Source organism: Paenibacillus paridis (assembly GCF_006345825.1).
Taxonomy (GTDB): domain Bacteria; phylum Bacillota; class Bacilli; order Paenibacillales; family Paenibacillaceae; genus Pristimantibacillus; species Pristimantibacillus paridis.
Window position 1 is genome coordinate 1 of record NZ_VCIX01000050.1, and the last position, 773, is coordinate 773.

The window sequence follows — 773 nt, forward strand, 5'->3', positions numbered from 1 at the left end:
TCCTTAATTTGTTCGTCACTAACTTTTTCCCCTGTTACTGTGAATGAATAGCCTGGAACAGGTCGACCTCTCCGGTCACCTGCAGGACATTCCACTGTCTGGCTGGTGGCTCGCTTTTTACGGTCGTAGTAGGTGGATTCGGATAGCCCAAGGATGCGCAGAACCACTGCAGTTGCTTCCCCCCGCTTAATAAATAGGTCTGCTATTTCGAATTTCTCGGATAAGCGGGGGCTTTCTTTTTTAGCAGTTCACGTAGAATCTCGATTTCGAGTTCCTTCTCACCGAGCACCTTAACGGCCTTTTCATAGCGTTGTTCTACCTCTTGCAGCCGTTGAAGCTCTTGCAGATGTTCATCTGCCATTGGGATTTCCTCTAGTGGGATTGTATCACGGTAGTCCCTGATCCAAGCACGGATCGTTTCCGGATGGATGCTATACATGCGGGATAACACCCCCACCTTGATACCAGCTNAGCACGGATCGTTTCCGGATGGATGCTATACATGCGGGATAACACCCCCACCTTGATACCAGCTAACGCTTCTCGAACAATTTTAAGGCGTGCTTCCTCATTCAGCCTTTTTCCCATACTGCTTCATCTCCCTTGTCCTAAGTTTAAATTATTGGATGGGAGGACTCCAGTTTAATTAGGGGGCCTAGGAGGAAGTGCAGCAAATGGAGCGCGGAGCGGCGGTGGTGGGGCGAATGTGATGCAGAAGTGCAGCACATGGAGCGCGTAGCGGCGGTCGAGCGGCGAATGTGATGCAAAAGTGC

1 protein-coding gene is annotated in these 773 nt (G+C 50.5%); it reads right to left on the reverse strand.

Annotation, left to right across the window (positions count from 1 at the left end; genetic code table 11):
• Positions 1-202: 202 nt before the first annotated feature.
• The gene (locus FJQ58_RS00940; RefSeq protein WP_139990582.1) at positions 203-439 is read right to left on the reverse strand and encodes a hypothetical protein; all 237 of its coding nucleotides are present in this window, start codon (positions 437-439) and stop codon (positions 203-205) included.
• Between the last annotated feature and the right edge of the window lie 334 nt (positions 440-773).

What these genes read in the sequence shown, in the direction of transcription:
- FJQ58_RS00940 (WP_139990582.1), bottom strand. Translation starts at nt 439, where the DNA reads ATGTATAGCATCCATCCGGAAACGATCCGTGCTTGGATCAGGGACTAC.